Source organism: Pseudomonas sp. H3_E04 (assembly GCF_054668915.1).
This window is the reverse complement of record NZ_CP162797.1, coordinates 4,994,403-5,020,237: the sequence shown is the minus strand read 5'-3', so window position 1 is coordinate 5,020,237 and position 25,835 is coordinate 4,994,403. Positions and strand designations below refer to the sequence as shown.

General features: G+C 60.0%; 15 protein-coding genes and 2 tRNA genes. 6 read left to right on the top strand and 11 right to left on the bottom strand.

The genetic code is table 11. The features are described from left to right. Positions 1 to 230: 230 nt before the first annotated feature. Positions 231 to 2,534, bottom strand: coding sequence for a YgiQ family radical SAM protein (locus AB4N53_RS22575; RefSeq protein WP_460123434.1), 2,304 nt, complete (start codon positions 2,532 to 2,534; stop codon positions 231 to 233). A gap of 230 nt (positions 2,535 to 2,764) precedes the next feature. On the opposite strand from AB4N53_RS22575, the gene AB4N53_RS22570 reads away from it, so the two are divergent. Then, positions 2,765 to 5,425, top strand: a complete 2,661-nt coding sequence (locus AB4N53_RS22570; protein WP_460123431.1) for a hypothetical protein — start codon at positions 2,765 to 2,767, stop codon at positions 5,423 to 5,425. A 117-nt stretch (positions 5,426 to 5,542) separates the two neighbouring features. After that, positions 5,543 to 10,192, top strand: a complete 4,650-nt coding sequence (locus AB4N53_RS22565) for an NEL-type E3 ubiquitin ligase domain-containing protein (RefSeq protein ID WP_460123428.1) — start codon at positions 5,543 to 5,545, stop codon at positions 10,190 to 10,192. Between the two features lie 38 nt (positions 10,193 to 10,230). Here the strand turns inward: AB4N53_RS22565 and dnaB are convergent, their stop codons facing one another. The 7 genes from dnaB to rnr all read right to left on the bottom strand — a co-directional run bounded on the left by dnaB (position 10,231) and on the right by rnr (position 17,522). After that, positions 10,231 to 11,628, bottom strand: a complete 1,398-nt coding sequence (gene dnaB, locus AB4N53_RS22560; RefSeq protein ID WP_016771936.1) for a replicative DNA helicase — start codon at positions 11,626 to 11,628, stop codon at positions 10,231 to 10,233. Between the two features lie 119 nt (positions 11,629 to 11,747). Beyond that, a complete protein-coding gene (gene rplI / locus AB4N53_RS22555; protein WP_003221136.1) occupies positions 11,748 to 12,194 on the bottom strand; it encodes a 50S ribosomal protein L9 in 447 nt (148 codons plus the stop codon). A gap of 18 nt (positions 12,195 to 12,212) precedes the next feature. Beyond that, a complete protein-coding gene (locus tag AB4N53_RS22550) occupies positions 12,213 to 13,106 on the bottom strand; it encodes a hypothetical protein (RefSeq protein ID WP_122508589.1) in 894 nt (297 codons plus the stop codon). 36 nt (positions 13,107 to 13,142) lie between these two features. Continuing rightward, the gene (gene rpsR / locus AB4N53_RS22545; protein WP_002551829.1) at positions 13,143 to 13,373 is read right to left on the bottom strand and encodes a 30S ribosomal protein S18; all 231 of its coding nucleotides are present in this window, start codon (positions 13,371 to 13,373) and stop codon (positions 13,143 to 13,145) included. Between the two features lie 29 nt (positions 13,374 to 13,402). Continuing rightward, complete coding sequence (gene rpsF, locus AB4N53_RS22540; protein ID WP_016771938.1) at positions 13,403 to 13,825, bottom strand: 30S ribosomal protein S6; 423 nt, start codon at positions 13,823 to 13,825, stop codon at positions 13,403 to 13,405. 305 nt (positions 13,826 to 14,130) lie between these two features. Further along, positions 14,131 to 14,895, bottom strand: a complete 765-nt coding sequence (gene rlmB / locus AB4N53_RS22535; RefSeq protein ID WP_024011372.1) for a 23S rRNA (guanosine(2251)-2'-O)-methyltransferase RlmB — start codon at positions 14,893 to 14,895, stop codon at positions 14,131 to 14,133. Then, the gene (rnr, locus tag AB4N53_RS22530) at positions 14,892 to 17,522 is read right to left on the bottom strand and encodes a ribonuclease R (RefSeq protein ID WP_460123424.1); all 2,631 of its coding nucleotides are present in this window, start codon (positions 17,520 to 17,522) and stop codon (positions 14,892 to 14,894) included. The genes rlmB and rnr overlap by 4 nt, the downstream gene beginning before the upstream one ends. Before the next feature lie 225 nt (positions 17,523 to 17,747). Here rnr and AB4N53_RS22525 point away from each other — a divergent pair. The 4 genes from AB4N53_RS22525 (at position 17,748) to AB4N53_RS22510 (ending at position 20,991) form a co-directional block, all read left to right on the top strand. Then, positions 17,748 to 17,834, top strand: a tRNA-Leu gene (locus AB4N53_RS22525). A gap of 180 nt (positions 17,835 to 18,014) precedes the next feature. Next, positions 18,015 to 18,101, top strand: a tRNA-Leu gene (locus AB4N53_RS22520). 314 nt (positions 18,102 to 18,415) lie between these two features. After that, positions 18,416 to 19,426, top strand: a complete 1,011-nt coding sequence (locus AB4N53_RS22515) for an extracellular solute-binding protein (protein ID WP_460123421.1) — start codon at positions 18,416 to 18,418, stop codon at positions 19,424 to 19,426. After that, positions 19,426 to 20,991: an ABC transporter permease gene (locus AB4N53_RS22510; RefSeq protein ID WP_460123418.1), complete on the top strand. Its 1,566-nt coding sequence runs from the start codon at positions 19,426 to 19,428 to the stop codon at positions 20,989 to 20,991. Before AB4N53_RS22515 ends, AB4N53_RS22510 begins: the two co-directional genes overlap by 1 nt. Positions 20,992 to 21,082: 91 nt before the next feature. On the opposite strand, the gene AB4N53_RS22505 is transcribed toward AB4N53_RS22510, so the two are convergent. The 3 genes from AB4N53_RS22505 to AB4N53_RS22495 form a co-directional block, all read right to left on the bottom strand. Continuing rightward, positions 21,083 to 23,017 carry a methyl-accepting chemotaxis protein gene (locus AB4N53_RS22505; RefSeq protein WP_460123415.1) on the bottom strand — a complete coding sequence of 645 codons (1,935 nt, stop codon included), beginning with the start codon at positions 23,015 to 23,017 and terminating at the stop codon, positions 21,083 to 21,085. A 139-nt stretch (positions 23,018 to 23,156) separates the two neighbouring features. Then, positions 23,157 to 24,446: an adenylosuccinate synthase gene (locus AB4N53_RS22500; RefSeq protein ID WP_016771943.1), complete on the bottom strand. Its 1,290-nt coding sequence runs from the start codon at positions 24,444 to 24,446 to the stop codon at positions 23,157 to 23,159. Between the two features lie 54 nt (positions 24,447 to 24,500). Next, positions 24,501 to 25,688, bottom strand: a complete 1,188-nt coding sequence (locus tag AB4N53_RS22495; RefSeq protein ID WP_016771944.1) for an ATP phosphoribosyltransferase regulatory subunit — start codon at positions 25,686 to 25,688, stop codon at positions 24,501 to 24,503. Between the last annotated feature and the right edge of the window lie 147 nt (positions 25,689 to 25,835).

Below are 25,835 nucleotides of genomic sequence, written 5' to 3'. Positions count from 1 at the left end.
CGGGCGATGCGAGGAAATGCTTGGACTCAGTTGCACGCAAATGTTGCGAACGCTGGTCATGCGGTGTTTGATCGGACGCTTTCGCGAGCAGGCTCGCTCCCACATATGGAATGCGTTCCTGAGGGAGCGAGCCTGCTCGCGAAGAGGCCAGCGGCAACAACTCATTTCCCGAGGCCGGAAATGCAAAACGCCAACCCGAAGGTTGGCGTTCTGCTCAGCTCAAACAGTGTTTAGCGCGGCACGACTGGCTTGCGCGTCGGCTTCGGCCCTTTGCCTTTGGCCGCATCCTTGCGCTCCTTGGCCGCCTGCTGGTTGCGGGCGAACGCCGCAGCCTTGGCCTGTTCACGCTTGTCCCACGGATTACCGCCATCACTGGCACGCGGCGGCAGACCGGTGTGCTGGGTGAGAATCTTGGTGGTCTTCTCTTTGGCGACCTTGTGGCTGCCGGCCGGCGTCGAGTTCTTGCGACGGGCGCTCTGGTAGCTGTCGGTGGCTGGCTGATGCGCCGGGATCAGTTGATCCTTGCCCGGCCCGATCAGATCGGCGCGGCCCATGCGGATCAGCGCTTCACGCAGCATCGGCCAGCCTTTCGGGTCGTGATAACGCAAGAACGCCTTGTGCAGGCGACGCTGATCTTCGCTCTTGACGATGGTCACGCCGTCGCTCTTGTACGTCACCTTGCGCAGCGGGTTCTTGCCCGAGTGGTACATCGCCGTGGCGGTGGCCATCGGCGACGGGTAGAACGCCTGCACCTGGTCGGCACGGAAGCCGTTACCCTTGAGCCACAGGGCGAGGTTCATCATGTCTTCGTCGGTAGTGCCCGGGTGGGCGGCGATGAAGTACGGAATCAGGTACTGCTCCTTGCCTGCTTCCTTGGTGTACTTCTCGAACATGCGCTTGAACTTGTCATAGCTGCCGATGCCCGGCTTCATCATCTGGTTGAGCGGACCTTCCTCGGTGTGCTCCGGGGCGATCTTCAGGTAGCCACCGACGTGGTGGGTCACCAGCTCCTTGACGTACTCCGGCGACTCGACGGCGAGGTCGTAGCGCAGGCCGGAAGCGATCAGAATCTTCTTCACACCCGGCAGCGCACGAGCGCTGCGGTACAGCTGAATCAACGACGAATGGTCGGTGTTCAGGTTCGGACAAATGCCCGGGAACACACAGGACGGCTTGCGGCATGCGGATTCGATTTCCGGACTCTTGCAGGCGATGCGGTACATGTTCGCAGTCGGGCCGCCGAGGTCGGAAATGACGCCGGTGAAGCCTGGGACCTTGTCGCGGATCTCTTCGATTTCGCGAATGATCGACTCTTCGGAACGGTTCTGGATGATGCGACCTTCGTGCTCGGTGATCGAGCAGAAGGTGCAGCCACCAAAGCAGCCACGCATGATGTTCACCGAGAAACGGATCATGTCGTAGGCCGGGATCTTCTCCTTGCCGTACGCCGGGTGCGGCACACGGGCGTAAGGCATGCCGAACACGTAGTCCATTTCTTCAGTGGTCATCGGAATCGGCGGCGGGTTGAACCAGACATCCACCTCGCCATGCTTCTGCACCAGCGCGCGGGCGTTGCCCGGGTTGGTTTCCAGGTGCAACACGCGGTTGGCGTGGGCGTACAGCACCGGGTCGTTACGCACCTTCTCCATCGACGGCAAGCGGATCACGGTCTTGTCGCGGGTCATGCGCGGGCTGGCCAGGATCTGCACAACCTTGGCTTCCTGCGGATCTTCGACCGGGCCCTTTTCCTGCTCAATGGCGCAGGCCTGGGTGTCCTGGGTGTTCACGTACGGATTGATGATCTTGTCGACCCTGCCCGGACGGTCGATGCGCGTGGAGTCGACTTCGTACCAGCCCTGCGGCGTGTCACGACGGATGAACGCGGTGCCGCGCACGTCGGTGATGTCTTCGATCTTGTGGCCCCACGACAGGCGCTGGGCGACTTCAACGATCGCCCGTTCAGCGTTGCCGTAAAGCAGAATGTCGGCGCTGGCGTCGATCAGGATCGAATTGCGCACGCGATCCTGCCAGTAGTCGTAGTGGGCGATGCGGCGCAAAGAGGCTTCGATGCCGCCGAGCACGATCGGCACGTGCTTGTAGGCTTCCTTGCAGCGCTGGCTGTAGACCAGGCTCGCGCGATCCGGACGCTTGCCGGCCATGCCGCCGGGGGTGTACGCGTCATCGGAACGGATTTTCTTGTCCGCGGTGTAGCGGTTGATCATCGAGTCCATGTTGCCCGCCGCGACGCCGAAGAACAGGTTCGGCTCGCCGAGCTTCATGAAGTCGTCTTTGGACTGCCAGTTCGGCTGCGCAATGATCCCGACGCGGAAGCCTTGCGACTCCAGCAGCCGGCCAATGATTGCCATGCCGAACGACGGATGATCGACGTAGGCATCTCCGGTAACAATGATGATGTCACACGAATCCCAGCCAAGCTGATCCATCTCCTCCCTGCTCATCGGCAGGAATGGCGCTGGCCCGAAACATTCGGCCCAATATTTTGGATAGTCAAATAACGGCTTGGCTGCTTGCATGTCGACGACCGGTGTTGAAGTGAAAAATCGCGGGCGCGGAATATAGCACAAATTTTGACCAATTCCGACGGCAATGGTCGGTTTCTCCATGAACCCGCCCGCCTCGTCATGCCGGGCTGACATTACGCTTTTGAATTGAACGCACGACACACGAAACGGCAAGGAAGCCGACCGCCTGTCGCCTCCATTTGGGGAATGGCGCAGCGTGAAACGTTAAAGGATGACATCCAATGCCCATCAAACCGCCCATCAGAGGCGCAACAACGGTCTCGGTGCATGTGCCGCGACTCAGCGAACCGACGCCCCTCTCCGTTTTTCGACTACCTTTCGATGGCGAGGTGGCGCACACGCCCACCAGCCGCCTGCCTTCAGCAGCGACGCATACGTCGCCCGATACGGTGCATACCAGCATTACCTCTGTGCCGCCGCTGATATCGGTCAACCCGATTGGCCGTTCAGCATCAGCAGCGGTCACGCAACCACGCTCGCTGAAGGATTACCGGATCACGTCGCTGGCCGTGCTCCCGGCCCCCGACGCCCAGGGTATTTCCCTGTTCAAGGGACGTCAGTATGTGGACCTGCCGGATGGCGGTACGGTACAGATCGCAGCAGACCCCGTCAGCGGCCTCTATCGCGCGAAATTACCCAGCGAATTAAACCCTTCGGGGCCGGTTTTACAGCCGGACGCCGACGGCTCGCTCTGGCGCCCGGTTGAACCCGTGGCGCCATTGATCTACCCGCTATCGACCACGCGTCTGCAGGCGTTTCGTACCGACCTGGATTTCAGCACGGTCGATCCGGGCAGGGATCGACTGTACCGCCTCAATGGCAAGCTCTACGTCGTCATCGAACAACGTGCCTATCAGGTCCTGCACGACCTGGACGCGTCGACGCCGCGCAGGACAGTGATGCGCATCGTTCGCGCCGAAGACCCGGTCGCCACCCACGAGAACAATATCTACGTGGCCTCTCGTCCCGGCCGGTCGGAACCCATTGTTTTCGATAAGCACCACGGATGGCGGGGCACCAATGTCTTCGGTGCTGCGGGTATGCCGCGAAGAGTCGCCCAACCTTCCGGTGCGGCATTTGAGTACATGGAAATGAAGGCTGAACTTGCCGGCATTCACTATCACATCAACCACGACCACGTCGAACGTCAGCGGCTGCTGGACGCGTGGACGGAGGTGAAGGACCTGGTGGGTGAAAATGGCAGGGTGGGTATTGGCGAGTTAAGCCTCCAATTGACTGCCATTGTGAACCGCGAATGGCACAGTCGCGAGGAGCTGATGCGACTGGACAGAGCCCTGAAATACTATGAGCGCAACAAATCAGCCATCAGATTGGTGAGGACGAAGGATGAGTATAAAAACGACGTGATCGCCCTGCACAAAGGGCAAATGTTCGCCCACCAGCAGCTCATAGAATTTGGCCTGACTCGCCGCTCACTGCAAGGACCATTGCTTGATCTGCACCCTCAGCGGCTGCCACGGACGGTCAGTTTCCTCGGCCGATTGCTGCACCGCATGAAGAAGCGCCAGGTCATTGCCGACAACCTGATGAAAAAATGGAAGGTCTCGGCAGACGATTTGGGCCAGGACATCATTTCACCGAAGGATATACATAACGTAGTTGCCTCGTGGATCCTGACGAAAAGCGTGCTCCTGGATAACCCCCAATCGAGTGGCGATGCCCCTCAGGCTTCTGATCTCGCCGTCCAGTTCGGTCAGGTGACGTACATCTACGCGGCGCTCGACAGCATTCCCCCCGCTTCACACGCTTCTGTGCTCAGTGGCCTGTCACAACAATGTGCAGCCATCCGCGACTGGTACGACCGGCTGGAACTGCCCGTCGGGCCTGTGCACGAGACCTCACGCAATGAGATCAATGTGGAAATCAACACATTCGAGCAAACGCTGGCCACTCGCCTGACCCGCGACTACAACGAACAGTCCGAAAGGCTGGCACAGCCCTTTCATGAGCAACCGATTGACTTCGACTTCGTCCCACAGCAAGACAGAAGCGGCCCTGATGCAAGACCCTGGCGACTTTTTCGCGCGAAAAAAAACGGCATCTCCAGGATCAATGTCGGCCACCCTCGACGTACCGACCGGGGAGAAGAAGTCATTGACGTGCGCGACCCCTTCGATCCGACCCGGCCGGCACAGACTTATGAGCGCAAAGACGGAGAGTGGCGCCAGGCACCAACGGTTCAGCACAAACGCGGGGCTGCTCTCAGCGCCGAGGCCAGGCATCTTTTGCGGCAGTGCGACTCGTACGTGGATGCTGCCCTCAAGCAGGAGCGCAACAAAAACAATCCGGACAACATCGTCGAAGCGCTTGAGGCCAAAGCCAGAGTACTCGAAGGCACCGCGCTCCAGCTAAGGCAGCTTGAAACGGCCGATGCCAATGTTGCGCCGCTGATCCGGAATCTCGAGCTGCAGAGTCAGCGCCTGCAAGACGTCGGCGAAGAGATTCGCCTGCGGATCTACAAGGACAAGGATTTCCTGAGCATCGACAGGCTGATTTACCTGATCGACAAAGGGCAGATAAAAGTGCGCAAGCATGGCGATCGAAAGAAAGACGGCGAACAAGACTTTCTGGACGTCTATTCGCTCATCGACGCCATGAGTAACAAAGATCTCTGGCATGCACATTTCCATTATCCGGCCAAGGACACGGAAGATCTGAGCTTCAATGTGCGAGGCGCCCATCTGAAAACCCTTGAGCAAAGCCGCATGGGCAGCTCATCACAGCGCGCAGAAGAACGGGCGGGGCGCGAACACGTCCGCATCTGGCGCGAATATTTCGATGGACGTACTGCGCAGAGAATTTTTGCCTTGGCGAAAAATTCTCTGCGCGTCGATGCCGGGCAGTCACCCCGCTCGACGTAGCCGCCGGGCCTATACAACTGTGGCAATCAGCGACACCTCCCAGGCAATGATGCCGAACAGCGCGGGAGCACCGGCTATCGAGTGCTGCCGGGCAACCTCTACAAGGAATGTAAAGACATGCCAATCAAATCACCACCCAAAGGCACTACCACCGTGGATGTCCACCTGCGACCGGACACGTCAGTGGATTCGCCCGCGCTACACTCCGATCTGACGCTGCGACCGGGTTTTGAAATCGCAACCTCGATTGGCGCGCAGCCACGGCCAGGCAGGCTGACCGACCGCGCCGATCCTGATGTGATCGTTCCAGCGCCGAGCGTTACGGTGCACACCATTCGAACAGTAACGGACGAGGCGGATATCGTCGTCCGGCCGCTGGCGGACTATCGCCTCGCTTCGACGGACAACTTGCCCGCGGCCAATGCCGAGGGCTTGAGGCTGTTCAAGGGACGTCAGTACATCGAGGTGGCCGACGGCGGCTTCGTGCAGGTCGGCAAAGATGCGCAAAGCGGCCTGTGGCGAGCCAGACTGGCGAGCGAATCGACGCCCTCCGGCCCCGAGATGCTGCGCGACCCAGAAGGCGGACTGTGGCACGCATTGAAGGATTTGCAACCCAATACCTTCGCACTGTCAGCGACGCGTCTGGAGGCCTTTCGCACATCGCTGGATTTGAGCAACGCCCTGCGCGACAGCGATGGGCTGCATCGTCATGACGGCAAGCTTTACGCGGTGATCGACAAGCACAGCTATCAAGTGCTGCACGATCATGAAGCCTCGACACCGTGGACGCAGGTGATGCGCATCGTTCGACCCGATGATCCGGTTGCCGTTGATAGTGACAATGCCTATGTCGCAACCAGACCCGGCAGGTCGGAGCCGATTGTCTTTGATTCCGGCGCCGGCTGGCGGGGCGCCGAAGTGGGTGGCCCGGGCGGTATGAATCGCGGCGACAATGAAAGCCCGGAACAAAGAAGCCTGCGCAGCCGACTGTCGGCGCTGTTCAACCCGCGTCCCACTGCGCAATCGCGCGCGCGAAAACTTTTCCCGGGCCTTAATGACGAAGGCCTCGGCACGCTTCTGCGGCCCCAGGGTGATGACGTTCTCGCCTACCTGGCGCGGCGTGAAAGCGAATACAAAACGCTCAAGGAAGATCTGGCAGCCTGGGTCAGAACATCCACCGTGGACGGCACTGACAAAACCCGGGCGGTCGCAGCAGAACGCAGCGCTGCGGCAATCAGGCGCAGCTGGAAACGGCAGAGTGGCGACGTGCTCAGACTCGAACTGGGCAACGGTGTACTTCCTGCGTTGAGTGCTGATTTCAGTCACGTGCACGTGCTGGAGTTGGGCGCGGTGGGCTGGTCGGCTGCGGCCGACGACTTCCTCAACGGTTTTACTTCGCTCGAGCGCCTGACAGTCGCTCGCTCTACCCTGGATACGCTGCCCGCCAGCATCGTGGAAATGCAGGGGCTGACCGAGCTTACCCTGACCACCAACCGGCTGCAGCTCACGGAGCACACAGCGGCGCAGTTGAGCGGACTGAGCCAATTGCAACTCCTGAACCTGTCGCACAATCCACTGGGCAAAGCGCCGGACTTCAGCGCCATGCGCCTGCTCAGATCGGTGAGCCTGCGCGACACCCGACTCGAGCAATGGCCAAACGGGCTGCAGAATCTGCAAGCCGCGGTAAGCGTGGACTTGCGCGATAACCTTCTGCGTGAAATACCGCAGACCATCCTCTTCCCTGCAAGCGCGCAATCGCTGGCCAGCGCCCGAGTCAACAGCGTTACGCACATTGAAGGCAATCCATTCCCGGCAGGCTACTGGCGAACCCTTGAGAAGTATTGGCAGCGGGTGAGCATCGAGCATCCACAGGCGCACGTTGGCAAACAACCGAAGACCTTCAGACTCGACGGAGCCGTCGAGGACATCGCCATGGTGCAACGCATGTATCCCGATAAAGATGCAAGGGCAGCCAGGGATTATCTGCTCGGTCTGGAGGAAGGCGCGCATGGCGAGATGTCCCGGCGCTTTACGCAATTCAACGTGCTCGAGACGCAACTCGAAGCCTATATAACCGACAGTCAGAACGGATCATCCACTGCCACCGGATCGGAGGCCATCAAGGCCCGCCGAATTGCCAGACTGATTCGCGGCTGTTGGCTGCAAGAGTCGGGGGGCGTACTGAAACTGTCTGAAGTGTACGGACATCTTCCCGCTCTGACGGCGGACTTCAGCCACGTCAAATCGCTCAGTCTCGATGCTGTAACCTGGTCCGATGCTGCCGACGCATTTCTTGGCCGGTTTGCCAATCTGGAACAACTGACCCTGACGTCGTGCAATATCGGCAAGCTGCCTGCGGTCGTCGCCAGCCTGTCGCGACTTACCGAACTGCATCTGCGTGCAAACAAAATAAAACTCGATCAGCAAGATGCCGACGCGCTGAGCAAACTGCACTCACTCAAGCACATCGACCTGGGCAACAACCCGCTGGAAATCCTGCCTGATTTCGGTGCCATGCCCGGCCTGCAAACACTGAATCTGCAGAACACCGGGATCACCGAATGGCCCAAGGGACTGCTCGACAAGACGGCTTTGACCACACTTGATTTACGCGACAATCGTTTACGTGAAGTGCCGCAGGCCAATCTCGACCCGTTACCGGATGACCTGCCGCGCGTTGCCCGGATCAATAACGTCACGCGCCTGGAAGGCAATGACTTCCCTTCCAACTACTGGAGAAAATTCGATGGTTACTGGCGTCGCCTGAAAGCCGCGCACCCTGAACTGATGACCCCCGCCCACCCCGCTGCGTTCGACAGCGAAAACTCGCGAGCACAGCGTTATCACAGTCTATACCCGCACAAAACCATCGAGACCTGCCGCGAATTCATCTGGAGTCACGACAAGGCTACGGTGGCGCACCGGCTGGCGGCGCTGGAGGAGGAATTTGCCGTCCTCAAAGGCCAGCTCGATGACTGGGTTTTCTCGGGCGGTAACAACCGTCAGCGTTACATTCGAGCCAATCAGCTGCAGCACAACGTTCATACCCGAAATGACCGCAATGAAGCGCGGGATCGCATCCTCAGTTGCTGGCGCCGGGACACGCCGCAACAACACGCGAACGACGGTAGCGAAATAGGCGTTGAACTGGACCTCAGCGGCCTGACGTTGCCGACGCTGCCTGACCTGAGCATCGACTTCAGCCACGTAGGTTCGCTCAAACTGAACAACATGAACCTGACCGAGTCGCCGGAAGGCTTTCTCACGCGTTTTCGTCATGTGCGCTGGCTGAACATGGCCAACAATCGGCTCAGGGATTTGCCGCCGGCGGTTGGAGAGATGCATGGCATGACCCGCTTGTTCCTGCAGGGCAATCAACTTGAACTCAGCGCTGAAACGGCGCAGATACTGGCCGGGCGCACGACCCTCAGAGCCTTGTGGCTGCAGAACAATCCGCACCTGGGCGTGGTGCCGGATTTCAGCCTGATCACGGACATTCGCGAGGTCGATCTGGCGAACACAGGAATCGACAGCTGGCCGACAGGCCTTTTCGACCAACCGCAGCTCGCCAAGATCACCCTGAGCAACAATCAGATCAGCACGCTCCCGGACTTTGTCATTGCCCCACCAGCAGACCGGCTGGCGCACTCGGTGCAGGTCAACAGCGGCACGCGAATAACCAATAATCCCTTGAGCGATGCGACTCATGAACGCCTGCGTCTTTACAGTGAGCAGTTGGCCGCCGCCGGGACCCCGCTTCGCCACCGATTGAATCTGCTGACAACGGCTCGTCCCGTCTTTCGCATTCAAGTGCCTGTCGCCAGCCCGGTGGCGCTGAACCCGCAGTGGGTTGCCGGGATGTCGGCACAACAGGCCGCAACGAAAATCACGCAGTTGAACAACCTGAGAGCCCAGGACGGCTCGGATGGATTTTTCAACATCATCACCGGCCTTGCCCATCATCAGGATTTCCGCCGGCAGGTCTGGGATGTGATTGATGTCATCAGCGAAAACGATCCGCAATCACGTGCCCTGCGCAGGGAACTCTTCGACCGCGCCTGCGAAGCAGGTTGCACGGATCTGGCCGCCGCGACCTTCACCGACCTGCAAGTGCTTGCCATGACCCACAAGGCTCGCGCGAAAGCCCGAGAGGACGGCAACGGCGCGCCCCTGGTGGAATTGTCCAAAGGTCTGTTTCGACTCAGGCAAGTGGATGACATCGCCGCCGCGCAGGTCGCCGCAAGCAGGGCCATTGCCGATGATCCACAGGTGGCGGGGGGCGAGCGGAACCGCCATCGCTTGCGCATCCGCGACCCGCACGAGATGACCATGGCGTATCGCTTCGGTCTCAAGGATCGGTTGCAATTACCCTTTCAACCGCAGTCGCTGTCGTACATCGGCATGGCTGACGTCACAACAGAAATGCTTGAGGTGGCGTTTCGCAAAGTGATCGCGCTGAACGGCTCGCCGGAGGAGGTTCAGGCATTGGTTGCGACGGACTTCTGGCAGGATTTCATCACGCACAAATACTCATCGCAGTTCGATGCTGCCCGCCAGCCCTTTCAGGAAAAGCAGGCAGTGCTGGACGAGCAGTTTTCGAACAAGACATTGAACCAGGCCCGGTATGACACGCAAACCGATAACGTCACCGCACAGTTGGCAATCAGCGAAGCGACGCTGATTCAGGCGCTGACACACCAGGAACTGCAAGCGGAACATCCTGGCGCAGTGCCTGCTGAAGGCGAAACGGCTACACAGGCCGATTGAGGCAAGAGCTATGGCAGGCCGGGCTGACCGGTCTGCTGTCACTCGTCGTCGTCGAAGTTGTAGCTGCCCGGTGCGAGGTTTTCGAAACGCGTGTACTTGCCGATGAACGCCAGCCGAATGAAACCGATCGGGCCGTTACGCTGTTTGCCGATGATGATTTCGGCGATGCCCTTGTGCTCGGTTTCCGGGTGATACACCTCGTCGCGATAAACGAACATGATCACGTCGGCGTCCTGCTCGATCGCTCCGGATTCGCGCAAGTCGGAGTTCACCGGGCGTTTGTTCGGACGTTGCTCAAGGGAGCGGTTGAGCTGCGACAGGGCGACCACCGGGCAGTTGAATTCCTTGGCCAAGGCTTTCAGGGAGCGCGAAATCTCGGAAATTTCGTTAGTACGGTTATCACCACTGGAACCAGGGATCTGCATCAACTGCAGGTAGTCGATCATGATCAGGCCGACGTCGCCGTGCTCACGCACCAGACGCCGGGTCCGCGCGCGCATTTCCGACGGGCTGATACCGGCGGTGTCATCGATGAACAGTTTGCGATCGTTGAGCAGGTTGACCGCCGACGTCAGACGCGGCCAGTCATCGTCTTCGAGCTGGCCGGAACGCACCTTGGTCTGGTCGATCCGGCCGAGCGAGGACAGCATACGCATGATCAGCGATTCGCCTGGCATCTCGAGGGAGTAAACCAGCACCGCTTTCTCGCTGCGCAACACGGCGTTTTCCACCAGGTTCATCGCGAAGGTGGTTTTACCCATCGACGGACGGCCGGCGACGATGATCAGGTCGGACGGCTGCAAGCCACTGGTCTTCTCGTCGAGGTCGGTGTAGCCGGTGGACAGGCCGGTGATCGCGTCGGCGGTGTTGAACAGGGTATCGATGCGGTCGATGGCCTTGGTCAGCAATTCGTTGACGCCGACCGGGCCACCGGTCTTCGGCCGCGCTTCGGCGATCTGGAAGATCTGCCGTTCGGCTTCGTCGAGGATCTCTTCGGCGGTACGGCCTTCGGGGTTGAAGGCGCTGTCGGCGATCTCGGTGCTGATGCCGATAAGTTGGCGCAACGTCGCACGCTGGCGGACGATCTGCGCATAGGCCTTGATGTTGGCGACGGAAGGCGTGTTTTTCGCCAGTTCGCCAAGATAACCGAGGCCGCCCACCTGCGACGTCTGACCCTCCTTGTCCAATTGCTCGGCAAGGGTCACGACGTCGATCGGCGAGTTCTGATCGGCCAGTTTGGCGATCGCGCGGAAGATCAGGCGGTGGTCATGTCGATAGAAATCGCCGTCGGAGACTTGATCGAGCACGCGTTCCCAGGCGTTGTTGTCCAGCATCAGACCACCGAGTACGGCCTGTTCGGCCTCGATGGAATGCGGCGGCACCTTCAGGGCAGCGGTTTGCAGATCGTATTGCTCGGGAGCGGAGATATCGTTCATGGCCACTTGAGTATTAGTGAAAAGCAGGGAATTCAGAAAGACAAAGGGCACGACCTGTAAACAGGATCGTGCCCGATGTTAACCGCCTGGCGGACAAGCCGCCAGCCGATCCGTGTTGCTTAAGCTGCTACCACGACAACGCGTACGGTGGCTTCAACTTCGGCGTGCAGGTGCACGGCCACGTCGAATTCACCCACGTTGCGGATGGTGCCGTTCGGCAGACGAACTTCGCTCTTCTGCACTTCAACGCCGGAAGCGGTCAGTGCGTCAGCGATGTCGTGAGTACCGATCGAACCGAACAGCTTGCCTTCGTCGCCAGCGGTGGCAGTGATGGTCACTTCCAGCTCGGCCAGTTGGGCAGCACGGCTTTCAGCCGATGCTTTACGGTCTGCGGCAGCTTTTTCCAGCTCGGCGCGACGCTCTTCGAACGCAGCCAGGTTGGCAGCGGTCGCAGCGGTAGCCTTACCGAAAGGCAGCAGGTAGTTACGACCGTAACCGGCCTTAACGTTTACTTTGTCGCCCAGGTTGCCCAGGTTGGCGATTTTTTCCAGAAGGATCAGTTGCATGTGAAAATCCTCTAACTTTTAACCTTCACCGTTCGCGCTGTCGGTGTCTTTCGACACGTGACGACCGCGAAAATCAATCAGGCTGTCGACAATGGCCAGAACCACGAGCAACGGATAGATCAGCTGCATGAACAACAGCAGCGTGACGTACAACCCCACCAGCCAGAAACCGGCCAGTCGCTTCTGCCCGACCAGCCCGTGAATCAGGGCCAGCCCGGCGAACACCAGCGGTACACTGCACAACGGCGTCAACATGGCCATCTGTGCACCGAGATTCGGGCCCAGAAGCATCAACGCCAGCAGTAACATCGCCGGCCCCAGCGGGATGCGGATGGCGCGAAACTCGCGACCGAAACCACCCGGGTTGTACAACAACGCCTGCCAATGCCGCCCGACAATCAGGCTCAGCACGCTGACGATCTGCAACAAGGCCGCAATCAGTCCGGTCAGGACCGGTGCAATCAGGGACGCGAAACGCGCTTGCTCATCGACCGACAATTGCTTGTAGGTCTCACCGAGAAGTGCCGGCATGACCTTTATGAGGGCCTGTGCAAGCATCTCGATCTGGGCCGCAAACGCGACCCCGAGCACCACTGAAAACACCACTCCGATCACTACGCTGACCAGCAGCGTGCGGACCCAGGATTCGCTTGCGCGCAAAACCAACGCAAGCACCGCAGAGCCCAGCAGCACCAGAAGTGCCCGTGGGTCGTCGGCATACAGCCACCAGATCAATGCCGGCAGCAGTCCCAGCGACAGAACGCCAAGGGCGTCCGTCAATCCGCGCCGCAGCAGCACAAGGCTCCCGGCGGCAGCACCCAACCAATACAACAACGGCAATGTTGCACATCCGGCCACCACGAGAGTGGCCTGCATTCGGCCTCGCATGATGAACTCAGCTAAGGCGCGCATGCATTCAATCCTTTGCTACTTGTCGACTGCCCGGTCTCAGCGGCCGTGGCTGTCGGTGTAGGCCAGCAGGGCCAGGAAGCGGGCGCGCTTGATAGCGGTGGCCAGCTGACGCTGATAACGAGCTTTGGTACCGGTGATGCGGCTTGGAACGATTTTGCCGGTCTCGGATACGTAGGCTTTCAGAGTGTTGAGATCTTTGTAGTCGATCTCTTTCACGTCTTCAGCGGTGAAGCGGCAGAATTTACGACGACGGAAGAAACGTGCCATTTGATAGGCTCCTTAATAAGGTCCGTGGATTACTCGTCAGCGTTATCGCTGTTGTCGCTGTCATCACTGTCGGTGCCTTCGGCGCCTTCGTGCTCAGGACGGTCGCGACGCTCACGGCGCTCACTGCGGTTTTCTTCAGCCTTGAGCATCTCGGACTGGCCGGTAACGGCTTCGTCGCGACGGATGACCAGGTTACGGATCACTGCATCGTTGTAGCGGAAGTTGTCTTCCAGCTCGGCCAGGGCCTTGCCAGTGCACTCAACGTTCAGCATCACGTAGTGAGCCTTGTGAACATTGTTGATTGCGTAGGCCAGTTGACGACGGCCCCAGTCTTCCAGACGGTGGATTTTGCCGCCGTCTTCTTCGATCAGCTTGGTGTAACGCTCAACCATGCCGCCGACTTGCTCGCTCTGATCCGGGTGGACCAGAAAGATGATTTCGTAATGACGCATGAATGCTCCTTACGGGTTGTAGCCTGCCGCTCAAAAACGGTCAGACAAGGAGTGAATGACACTTATGGACTTGCTGGCGCGGGGCACATGCGTGCCTGCCGTCACAGCAAGGGGCGCAATTGTAGAGAAGGGACTGCGGGGGCGCAAGGCAATTGGTGATTATTTGAACAACCACCGATCTTCCAGACACCGTAAGCGAATGTGGGAGCGAGCCTGCTCGCGAATGCGGCCTGTCAGGCAACAATGACGTCGACTGACACTCCTCTTCGCGAGCAGGCTCGCTCCCACAGTTGATTGCGTGAAGCTTATTTCTTCGCGGCAGCCTTGGCTTTCGCACCGCGCTGGCGCTGGGCTTCGAACAGGCACACGCCAGTGGCGACCGAGACGTTGAGGCTGCTGACGCTACCGGCCATCGGCAGGTTCACCAGATAGTCGCAATGCTCGCGGGTCAGGCGACGCATGCCTTTGCCTTCGGCGCCCATGATCAGGATGGTCGGGCCGGTCAGGTCCTGGTCATAAATGCTGACTTCGGCTTCGCCGGCCGTGCCGACGACCCAGAGGCCGCGCTGCTGGAGTTTTTCCAGAGTGCGCGCCAGGTTGGTCACGGCCACCAGCGGAATCACTTCCGCCGCGCCGCAGGCGACTTTACGCACCACCGGAGTCAGCGTGGCCGACTTGTCCTTCGGCACGATCACCGCCAGCGCACCGGCCGCATCGGCCGAACGCAGGCAGGCGCCGAGGTTGTGCGGATCGGTCACGCCATCGAGCACCAGCAGCAACGGCGCGCCTTCGGTGCGATCGAGCAGCTCGTCAAGCATCGCCTCGCCCCAGACCTGGCTCGGGCTGACTTCAGCGACTACGCCCTGATGCACGCCTTCAACCCAGGCGTCCATTTCGCGGCGCTCGGCCTGGCCGACCTGAACACGGTTTTCGTTGGCCAGTTCGACCAGCGTCTGTACGCGCGGATCGTTGCGGCTTTCCGCCAGCCAGATCTGCTTGACGCGCTTGGGGTGATGACGCAGCAACGCTTCTACCGCGTGAACGCCGTAGATTTTTTCCAACTGACTCATGACTTCGCCTTCGGTTTACGCGCCCCGCCACTCTTGGCTGGAGCGGAACCCGCTTTTGGCGGGCCCTTACGGTGTTTGCTCGGTTTGGCTGGCTTGCCGTCGGTCGCCCTGTCAGGCGCCGACCGCCCGGTCTTTCCCCCGGACGCCGCTTTACCACCGTTTTTCGCATCGGCCAGCAAGGCCTTCTTCAATTCACGGCTTTTGCGCAGCTCGGCGTTTTTCGCCACGGCGTCGCTCGGGCGATAGGCTTCGGCAACCTTTTCCTTGGCTGGACGACGGCTGGCGGTTTTCGCTGGAGCCTTTTCTTGCGCTTCCTTGGCAGCAGGCGCAGCGGTTTCGGCGCCACGTTTCTTGCGACCGATCGGCGCGCTGATGGTTTTTTCCGCCATCTCGAAGTCGATCTTGCGTTCGTCGAGGTCGACACGCATGACCCGTACTTCAACGGTGTCGCCAAGCCGGAAGCTGCGACCAGTGCGCTCACCCGCAAGACGGTGATGCACAGGGTCGAAGTGGTAGTAATCGCCCGGCAGCGCGGTGACGTGCACCAGGCCTTCAACATAGATATCGGTCAGCTCGACGAACAGACCAAACCCGGTCACAGCGGTGATCACGCCCGGGAACGACTCGCCGACGCGATCCTTCATGAACTCGCACTTGAGCCAGTTCACCACGTCGCGGGTCGCTTCGTCGGCACGGCGCTCGCTCATCGAGCACTGCTCGCCGAGCTGCTCCAGCGCCGCTTCGTCGTACGGATAAATGCGCGCCTTCGGAATGGTCATCGCACCGGCACGACGAACGTGCGGGGTGTCTTGTTTGGAATGGATCACGCTGCGGATCGCGCGGTGCGTGAGCAGGTCCGGGTAACGACGGATCGGCGAGGTGAAGTGGGTATAGGCTTCGTAATTCAGGCCGAAGTGGCCGTCATTTTCAGCGCTGTACACCGCCTGACTCAACGAACGCAGCATGACGGTCTGGATCAGGTGGAAATCCGGACGATCCTTGATGCTCGCGAGCAACGCCTGATAATCCTTCGGCGACGGACCATCCTTGCCTTTGTGCAGGGACAGGCCGAGCTCACCAAGGAATGCGCGCAGTTTTTCCAGACGCTCTGGCGGCGGACCAGCGTGAACGCGATACAGCGCAGGGATTTCGTGCTTCTTGAGGAATTCGGCAGTGGCCACGTTGGCCGCCAGCATGCATTCCTCGATCAGCTTGTGCGCATCGTTGCGCACAGTCGGACGGATTTCGGCGATTTTGCGCTCGGAACCGAAGATGATCCGGGTTTCCTGAGTTTCGAAATCGATCGCGCCACGCACATGACGGGCAGCCAGCAATACTTTGTACAAAGCGTAGAGCTGCTTGAGGTGCGGCACGACGTCGGTGTACTCGCCGCGCAATTTGCGCGCTTCGGTAGCCTTCGGCGTTTCCAGCATCGCGCTGACCTTGTTGTAGGTCAGACGGGCGTGGGAATGGATCACCGCCTCATAGAAGCAGTAGTCGGTCATTTCGCCGGACTTGGAGATGGTCATCTCGCAAACCATGGCCAGACGATCGACTTGCGGGTTCAGCGAGCACAGGCCGTTGGACAGTTGCTCCGGCAGCATCGGAATCACGCGTTCGGGGAAGTACACCGAGTTGCCGCGAACCTGAGCTTCGTTATCCAGCGCCGAACCGATCTTCACGTAGCTGGAAACGTCGGCAATCGCCACGTAAAGCTTCCAGCCACCGGAGAACAGACGCAGCTTGCCCGGCTTGGCTTCGCAGTAGACCGCGTCGTCGAAGTCGCGGGCATCTTCGCCATCGATGGTAACGAACGGCAGATGGCGCAGGTCGATGCGCTTCTCTTTGTCTTTTTCTTCAACTTCCGGCTTGAGCTTGGCTGCTTCTTTCACAACCGCCTCAGGCCAGACGTGCGGAATATCATACGTGCGCAGGGCAACATCGATTTCCATGCCCGGCGCCATGTAGTTGCCGACCACTTCGACCACATCGCCTTGCGGCTGAAAGCGCGGCGTCGGCCAGTGAGTGATTTTCACCTCGACGAACTGCCCGATCTGCGCATTGGCGTTGCGGCCCGGCGTGACCAGCACTTCCTGCTGGATCTTCGGATTGTCGGCAACGACGAAACCGATACCGCCTTCTTCGAAGTAGCGGCCAACGATGGTTTCGTGAGCGCGGGAGACCACTTCGACGATCACGCCTTCGCGGCGACCACGACGGTCGAGACCGGACACTCGTGCCAGCGCGCGGTCGCCGTCGAACACCAGACGCATTTGCGCCGGGCTCATGAACAGGTCATCGCTGCCGTCGTCCGGCACCAGGAAGCCGAAGCCGTCGCGGTGACCGCTGATGCGGCCGAGGATCAGGTCGAGCTTGTCCACCGGCGCGTAAGTGCCACGGCGGGTGTAGATCAGTTGAGCGTCGCGCTCCATGGCGCGCAAGCGGCGGCGCAGGGCCTCGATCTGGTCTTCTGTGGTCAGACCAAACTCTTCGACCAGTTGCTCGCGGGCAGCAGGCGAACCCCGATCGGCGAGGTGCGCCAGGATCAGTTCGCGGCTGGGAATAGGGTTTTCGTATTTTTCCGCTTCACGAGCGGCCTCGGGATCGAGGGACTGCCAATCGGCCATTAGAGAGTTTTCACCTTGTCTATATGCGGGTTAGTTTGGCATAGGCGCCGGGAAACGGGAAATTTCCGCTTCTATAAGGCTTTGCATGGCCCTGTATCGACGCTCCGATACCGTTTTGAACGCCACTGGTAAAAAAATTCAGTTTTTTCTGCGGCAGGGGTTTACAGTTAAAAAGGCGCTCCGTATAGTGCGCGCCATCGACGACGCACAAGCGCTTTCGATGATGCCCAGGTGGTGAAATTGGTAGACACGCCAGCTTCAGGTGCTGGTGACCTTACGGTCGTGGAAGTTCGAGTCTTCTCCTGGGCACCAATTTCGAGTTTGAGACTAGATCAGTTTCAAGACTCACACAAAACCCGCGAAAGCGGGTTTTTTGCATTTGCGGGAAAGCTTTTGTTCACACTGATTTATTAAAACCAAATCAGGGGTTTACAGATCAAAAAGGCCTCCGTATAGTGCGCCACATCAACAGCGGCAACGCTTGCGATGATTGCCCAGATGGTGAAATTGGTAGACACGCCAGCTTCAGGTGCTGGTGACCTTACGGTCGTGGAAGTTCGAGTCTTCTTCTGGGCACCAATTCAAATTCAAGGTTCAGGCCTTGGATTTCACAAAAACCCGCGAAAGCGGGTTTTTGCGTTTCTGGCTTCCTGAATTTCCGCAGGTCTTGTAGGAGCGTGTAGGAGCTGACGAGTGCAACGAGGCTGCGATCTTTTGATCTTGCTTTTGACCCCCTACCGTTTAACAGCAAGATCAAAAAGATCGTCCGAACGCGGCCCGAGCCTTCGGCAGCTCCTACACAATCACCAGTCGCCCCATAAGGCGCACTTGAGAAACAATATCGTTTATCATTGTTGCAAGTTTTTGCAATGCGACAGTGAGGAACCCTGCGAATGACGTTTCGAAATACCCTGCGCCGAGGCCTGACCTTCACCCTCCTCGGCCTGGCGCTCGCCACTCCCCTCACCCAGGCTGCCGATGCGGTTTCCCTGACTCTCTACAACGGCCAGCACAAGGAAGTCGGCGACGCGATTGCCAAGGCCTTTGAAGCCAAGACCGGCATCCACGTCAACGTGCGCAAAGGTAGCAGCAACCAGCTCGCCAGCCAGATCATCGAAGAAGGCGATCGCTCCCCCGCCGACGTGATCTACACCGAAGAGTCGCCGCCGCTGAACAACCTCGGCGAACAGGGCCTGCTGGCCAAGGCCGATGACGCCATACTGGCGGTTCTGCCGGAAAAATACGTCGCCGCCAATGGCACGTGGATCGGCGTTACCGCCCGCGTACGCGTGGTCGCGTTCAACCCCAAACTGATCGACGAAAAAGATCTGCCGAAATCGGTGATGGAATTCTCCGAGCCGCAATGGCAAGGCAAAGTCGGTTTCGTCCCGACCAGCGGCGCCTTCCAGGAACAGGCCGTAGCGATCATCAAACTGCACGGTCGTGACGCTGCCGAAGAATGGCTCACCGGTCTGCGCGCGTTCGGCAAGACCTACAGCAACAACATGGTCGCCCTCAAAGCCGTGGAGAACGGCGAAGTCGCCACGGTGCTGGTGAACAATTACTACTGGTTTGCCCTGCAGCGCGAGAAAGGCAAGCTCGACTCCAAGTTGCATTATTTCACCGGCGGCGACGCTGGCGGCCTGATCACCGTATCCAGCGCTGCCGTGCTCAAATCCAGCAAACATCCAAAAGAAGCCCAGCAATTCCTCGCCTTCATGGCCAGCGAAGAAGGTCAGCGCGTGATCACTCAGACCACCGCCGAATACCCGCTGCACAAAGGCATGGAATCGGATCGTGGCCTCAAGCCGTTCAGCGAACTGGAAGCGCCGAATGTCACTCCGGCGGATCTGGGCAATGCTGAAGAAGCGCTGGAACTGGAACGCGAAGTTGGCCTGAACTGATGGCAGCATCGTTATCGGCCCCCGCCGCGCGCGGGGGCTATGTACCAAGGCGCAAACGTCCGTCGATCTGGCTGGTGCTGCCGGTATTGTTACTGGTGGTCATGAGCCTGCTGCCATTGGCCTATGTCGGGGTGAAAGCCTGGCAGGCGGGATGGGCCGAGGCGCTGCACCTGTTGTGGCGCCCGTATGTGTTTGGCCTACTGCGCAACACCTTGGCACTGATGGTCGGCGTGACGATCACCTGTGGCGTGATCGGCCTGTCGCTGGCGTGGTTGCTGGAACGCAGTAATCTGCCGGGCCGACGCCTGTGGGGCGTAATCCTGTGCCTGCCGTTTGCGGTGCCGGCGTTTGTCAGCAGCTTTACCTGGGTGTCGCTGAGTGCGCAATTCGAAGGCCTCGGCGGGGCGATTCTGGTGATGAGCCTGTCGAAATATCCGCTGATCTTCCTGCCGGTTGCTGCCACCCTGCGCAATCTCGATCCGTCCCTCGAAGAATCCGCCCGCACACTGGGACAGAATCGCTGGGGCGTATTTTTCCGCGTCGCCCTGCCACTGCTGTGGCCCTCGCTGCTGGCCGGTTCGCTGCTGATTGCCCTGCACATGCTGGTGGAGTTTGGTGCGCTGTCGATCATCGGCCTGCAAACCTTCACCACGGCGATTTACCAGCAATTCGAATTGGAATTCAGCAACGCCAATGCCGCGATGCTTTCGGCGGTGTTGCTGGCGCTGTGCCTGCTGTTGTTGTGGCTGGAGTTGCGCGTGCGCGGCAAGGGCCGGCATGTGCGCACCGGCCAGGGCGCGGCGCGACAGGCTGAACAGGTAAAGCTTGGACCGTGGGCGGCGTTTGGTCAGTTGTATTGCCTGTTGCTGGCGATTATTGGTAGCGGCATCCCACTGGGGATGTTGGCTTATTGGCTGGCGGTCGGCTCATCAGCAGCCTTTCCGATCGCGGCGATCAGCGAGGCGCTGCTGTCATCGCTGGCATTGTCGTTGGGCGGCGCGGCGTTGTGCCTGGTTTTGGCAGTGCCGGTCGGGCTACTGGTGGTGCGCTATAAAGGCCGGTTGGCAATCTGGGCCGAACGCTTGCCTTATCTACTGCACGCGCTACCGGGGCTGGTGATTGCGTTGACGCTGGTGTATTTCGCCCTGCATTACGTGCCGGCGCTGTATCAGACGTCGGGCTTGCTGCTGATCGCCTATGCGCTGCTGTTTCTGCCACTGGCGCAAGCGCCGATCCGTACCGCGCTGAACAAGGCTGCGCCGCAGTTGGAAGAAGCGGCGCGGACCTTGGGCGCATCGTCGTTCACGGCGTTTTGCCGGGTGACCTTGCCGATCATTTTCCCGGCATTGGGCGCGGCGTTTGCGCTGGTGTTTCTCGATGCGATGAAGGAATTGACGGCGACGTTGCTGCTCAGTCCGACTGGACTTAATACATTGGCGACCGAGGTCTGGGCGCACACGGCGAATGTCGAGTTTGCGGCAGCGGCACCTTATGCGGCGTTGTTGATCGTGGTCTCGGGTTTGCCGGTTTATCTGCTGACGACACGGATGTATCTGAGCCGCTGATACCGTTTTCGCGAGCAGGCTCGCTCCCACATTGAATCGGGTTTTCCATGTGGGAGCGAGCCTGCTCGCGAAGAGGCCAGCCCGGATAACATCAAGCCCGGAACTGCCCCAGGCTGGCTTTCAATTGCGCAGCCAGACCATCCAGCACCTTGCCACTGGCCGTGGTCTCCACCACCGCCTGAGCCGCTTTCTCGGCCTGCGCATGAATCGTCTCGACCCGCCCACGCACCGCCTGCGCGCCCTGCGCCTGATGCGCTGCTGCTTGCGTGGCCAGACCGATCGCCGCGTGCACCTGCTCAACCGAAGCCTGCACCGACTGCTGCAACCGCGCACTGTCGCGCAACACCAGCAAACCTTCGCTGGCCTGCCGTCCGGCCTGACCAATCGCTTCGACCGCCTCACGTGCGCCCTGTTGCAGCGCAACAATGTGCGCCTGAATATCGCCGGTGGAGCTTTGCGTTTTGCTTGCCAGGGCACGCACTTCATCCGCCACCACGGCGAATCCGCGCCCGGTCTCACCGGCCCGCGCCGCCTCGATCGCTGCGTTCAATGCCAGCAGGTTGGTTTGTTCGGCGATGCCGTGAATCACCGTCAGCACCACCTCAATCTGTTCGCTCTGCTGCGCCAGTCGCTCGATGACTTTCGCTCCGGTATCGACCTGCCCGGCCAGCGCTTCGATCAGCCCGCCAACCTTGGCTGAAGTACGCGTGTTTTCATCGGTGGCCTGCCGGATTTCCACGACTTGTTTGAGTGCCGCTTGCATGGCATGACTTTCCGATTGAGCTTCGTCAGCCATTTGCGAGAGCGCACGCAGGCTTTCTGCGACCTCATCACGCTGCATCCCGGCGGCCGCATCGGCGCCGGCATTGCGCAAAGTCATCGCGCCAATTTCCACGCCCGTGCGCTGAGCGACATCGCCCGCCTCGCGCACGATCGGCTGCAACTTGTCGACGAAGCGATTGACCGCCGAGGCCATGTCGCCGATTTCATCCTTGCTGTTGATCTGCACACGCTTGGTCAGATCGCCCTCGCCCGCTGCCAGATCGTCCATCGCCGCATTGAGCATTTTCAGGCGATTGACCACCCGATGACCGAGCACCACAGCCAGCAACAGCAGCACGCCGCAACCGACCAGCGCCAAGCCGAGGCCGATGCGCCAGCGCAGTGTCGCAGCCGCCTCTTGGACGGTTTGTGCGGTGTTGGCTTTCATCTCGCCAGCGGTGCCCTGCGCCGATTGCAGACGCGCCTGCATCGCTTTGGCACTGTCCGCCGCCGCGCCTTTGAGGCTGTCGCCGACCAGTTGATCGCTGCTGGCAATCAGCGCCAGAAAGCGCTTGTCGAGCTCGGCCAGATCGGTTTCCACCGAGGCCGTTGACACGCCCATCAGCACCTTGCCGATTTCCACGCCGTTAGGATTGATCGAGGCTTCAAGGTAGTAAACCGAAGGATCGTTTTTCGCCGCATCCAGCACCTTGTCCAGCGCACGCTCGCCCTGACCTTTTTCCAGCAAGGCCTTGTTGATCGGGTTTTCACGGTTGAGATAACGGGTCAGATGCTGGCCAGTGGCGTCGTCATACACCACGAACAGCACATTGGGATTGCGCTGGGCGCGACGAGCGAACTCCGAGAGCGTCGGCACGTCGCTGTCCCACATGGCACGCGGCGCTACCGAGGCAAGCAACTGCGCCATGTCGTTGGCGGAATCTTTGAGATCCTTTTCCAGCGTGGCGCGCAATTGCGCCTGCTCATCCTTAAGGCGCGCAGAAAGGCCGGTCGTCAGGCGCTGACGAGTGCTAGCGGAAAGCGCATCCAGACTGGAAGTGACTTCACGTCCGGCCTGCTCCAGTTCACCGGAGAGCTTCTGGCTGTCGGCACCCAGGCGCACAGCCAGATCGGCTTCCAGCGCCGTGACCGTGCTCCGCGTCAGGGCAACCGCCACCAACACCTGCACCAAAAGGGCGATACCAAGGGTAACGAACACCGGCCGCAACAAACGGCTTTGTAACAGTGAGAGAACGGCTGACACTTTAAATCCCTCTACTTCTGACGCCATTAATTTGTTGGCACTCTTGTAGACAGATTCACAGCAAAGGTCATGCCGTCCAACAGGCATAAACGACAAAGGCCCCGATTAAGGGGCCTTTGTTTTTTACATCAACGACTTATCAGGCAAACGGATGACGCAGAACGATGGTTTCGTTGCGGTCCGGGCCCGTCGAAATAATGTCGATCGGCGCACCGATCAATTCTTCAACGCGCTTGATGTAGGCACGAGCATTGGCCGGCAGTTCTTCCAGGGTCTTGGCACCCACGGTCGATTCGCTCCAGCCCGGCACTTCTTCGTACACCGGCTGCAGGCCGACGTAGCTATCAGCATCAGTCGGAGCAACGGCATTGCCCTGCGCGTCTTTGTAGCCAACGCAGATGTTGATGGTTTCCAGACCGTCGAGTACGTCCAGCTTGGTCAGGCAGATACCCGAGATGCTGTTCACATCGATAGCGCGACGCAGGATGACGGCGTCGAACCAGCCGCAACGACGGGCACGGCCGGTAGTAGCGCCGAACTCGTGACCCTGTTTGGCCAGGTGGGCGCCGACTTCGTCAAACAGCTCGGTCGGGAACGGGCCGGAACCCACGCGCGTGGTGTAGGCCTTGGTGATGCCCAGGATGTAATCGAGGAACATCGGGCCAACGCCCGAACCGGTCGCCACACCACCAGCGGTGGTGTTGGAGCTGGTCACGTACGGGTAGGTGCCGTGGTCGATGTCCAGCAACGAACCTTGCGCGCCTTCGAACATGATGTCTTTGCCGGCGCGACGCAGGTCGTGCAGCTCGGCAGTCACGTCGAGCATCAGCGGCTTGAGCAGCTCAGCGTATTCCTTGCACTCGGCCAGGGTCTTTTCGAATTCGATGGCTGGCTCTTTGTAGTAACCGACCAGCATGAAGTTGTGGTAATCCACCAGTTCACGCAGTTTGTCTTCGAAGCGCGGCATGTTCAGCAGGTCGCCGACACGCAGGCCACGACGGGCAACCTTGTCTTCGTAAGCCGGGCCGATGCCGCGACCGGTAGTACCGATCTTCAGCTCGCCACGGGCCTTTTCACGGGCCTGGTCCAGCGCAACGTGGAAGGACAGGATCAGCGGGCAGGACGGGCTGATACGCAGGCGCTCGCGCACCGGTACGCCTTTCTCTTCCAGCTTGGTGATCTCGCGCAGCAGGGCGTCAGGTGCAACCACCACGCCGTTGCCGATCAGGCATTGCACGCCTTCGCGCAGCACGCCCGACGGAATCAGGTGCAAGACGGTTTTCTCGCCGTCGATCACCAGTGTGTGACCCGCGTTGTGGCCACCCTGGTAGCGCACTACGGCGGCAGCATGTTCGGTCAGCAGATCAACGATCTTGCCTTTGCCCTCATCACCCCACTGGGTGCCCAGGACTACGACATTCTTACCCATAACACTTGTCCTCATTCGCGCAAACTTGGTGCCGGCGAAGGCCGGCAGGAAAACTCAAGAAGCCAGTGGCGATACTTGCCAAAGCCCGTTCTGCTGAATCAATTGCCGGTCGCAGTCCGCATCACGGGCGGCGGCCAAAGGTTGTCCAGGCAAGGCCTGAACGACACGCTGACCCTCACTGCGCAACTGGCAAACCTGCTGCCAGAGTGCCGCATCCGTACTGTCAGGCATCCAGATACCGCCAGACGGTAGCTCGATCTCAGCACGCCCCAGGGTCACCAGGGTTTTCAAATCGGTAGAGAAACCAGTCGCCGGACGGGCGCGACCGAAATCGGCGCCGATGTCGTCGTAACGACCACCCTGAGCGATGGACTGGCCAACGCCGGGCACGAACACCGCGAACACCACACCGGTGTGGTAGTGGTAGCCGCGCAGCTCGCCAAGATCGAAATACAGCGGCAACTGCGGGAAACGCACGGAAAGACGCTCGGCAATCGCCAGCAGATCTTCCAGCGCTGCCAGAACCGGCGCCGGCGCATTGGCCAGTCGCTCGCGGGCAGCACTCAACACTTCACGGCCGCCGCACAGATCAACCAGTGCGCGCAGCATGCCGGAAAGATCAGCCGGCAGGCCTTCGGTCAAAGTAATTACTTCATCGATGGCCTTGCGCTGCAGGGCATCGAACAACTGTTGCTCGACTTCACCGGACAGACCGGCGGCACGGGCCAGACCACGGTAGATGCCGACATGCCCGAGGTCCATGTGCACATCCGGCACATCGGCCAGTTGCAGCATGGCCAGCATCAGACTGATGACTTCGACGTCGCTGCTCGGGCTGGCATCGCCGTACAGCTCGGCGCCCAGCTGGATCGGACTGCGCGAGGACGACAATGCACGCGGCTGGGCGTGCAGAACACTGCCGGCGTAGCACAGACGACTCGGGCCTTCGCGACGCAGGGTGTGTGCGTCGATGCGCGCAACCTGCGGCGTGATATCGGCACGGAACCCCATCTGCCGGCCCGATTGCGGGTCGATGACCTTGAAGGTACGCAGATCCAGGTCCTGGCCCGCGCCGGTCAGCAGGGATTCCAGGTACTCGATATGGGGAGTCACGACAAACTCGTAACCCCAGCTCTGGAACAGATCCAACACCTGGCGACGCGCAACTTCAATGCGCGCAGCCTCCGGTGGCAGTACTTCTTCGATGCCATCTGGCAGCAGCCAGCGGTCTACCGTTGCCATTACGCCATTCCCCTTTGATCCGGGCGGCCAGCACGAGGGCGAGCCTTGAGTGAAGCAGAAAATGACCGAGGCGTTCAAAACGCACGCGCATGAACGACGCAGCGAAAGGCCGGCTGGCGGCTTCGCCCATCACTTTCCTCGAAAAAC